Origin of the sequence: Cognatilysobacter lacus (assembly GCF_008274655.1) — a bacterium.
GTDB lineage: Bacteria > Pseudomonadota > Gammaproteobacteria > Xanthomonadales > Xanthomonadaceae > Cognatilysobacter > Cognatilysobacter lacus.
In genome coordinates this window covers 1-1,034 of sequence record NZ_VTRV01000277.1, presented here as the reverse complement: position 1 = coordinate 1,034, position 1,034 = coordinate 1, and the positions used below count along the sequence as shown (strand labels likewise).

Annotated in this window: 1 protein-coding gene; it reads left to right on the top strand. The window is 71.0% G+C overall.

Annotated features, from left to right (window positions below):
* Window positions 1-29: 29 nt before the first annotated feature.
* Window positions 30-1,034: UvrD-helicase domain-containing protein (locus FW784_RS14045; RefSeq protein WP_187770849.1), on the top strand; the 1,005-nt coding region annotated here is incomplete at its 3' end.

Genomic DNA, 1,034 nt, shown 5'->3' with positions numbered 1-1,034 from the left:
TCGACGCGGTGCGGCGGGCCGCGCAGGCAATGCGCGCCGCCTGGCTCGCGAATGGCCCCGACGCACGCGAGGCGGTCGAGCGTTCGCGCGACGCCGGGGCACTCAGCAAGACCAGCTACAACGACAAGGCACTCGCGACGTTGTGGCCGGCGATGCAGGACTGGTCGCGCGGCGAAGCCTGGCGATGGACGCGCGGCAACCTGGAACTGCTGACCTCGCGCAAGCTGGTTGCCGCGACCAACAAGGGCAAGGACGCATTGCGTCCGCAGTCGCCTTTGTTCGACGCGGCGCAGGCCTATGTCGACGCCCAGGCGCTGCTGGCCGAGTGGCTGGAACATCGCAAGCTGGTACTCGTGCACCGCGTGCGCGACGAGGCCACGCATCGCCTGGCGCGGCTCAAGCGCCAGCGTCGCGTACGCAGCTTCGACGACCTTATCGGCGGCGTGGCGCGCGCACTGGAAGGCGAGCATGCGCGCGCGCTGATCGGACAATTGCGGCGTCAGTACCCGGCCGCACTGGTCGACGAGTTCCAGGACACCGACGCGCGGCAGTGGTCGATATTCCAGCGCGTGTTCGGCGATGACCCCGACGACGCGCTGCCAGCGCTCGACGACGACCTCCGACCCGCACGCTTCCTCGCGCTGATCGGCGACCCCAAGCAGGCGATCTACGGTTTCCGCGGCGGCGACGTGCACACGTACCTGCGTGCACGCGAAAATGCGCAGGCGGCCCCGCCGCTCGCGCGCAACTTCCGTTCGCGGCCGTGCCTGCTGCGCGCGGTGGACACGCTGTACGCGGCCGCCGGCGACGATGCGTTCGGCGCCACCGGCATCGCGTTTCATCCGGTCCAGCCAGGCGGGCGACGAAGCGACACCGCTTGCCTGCTCGATGGTCTGCCTGCGCCCGCGCTCACGCTGCGTCGGCTGCCGTCGCGCGTCGCCGACGAGAAGTGCAGCGCCGAGGAATCGCGCGACCGCGCGGCCCGTGCGTGTACGCAGGCGATCCACGAGACGTTGGCGCTCGCCGCCAGCGGC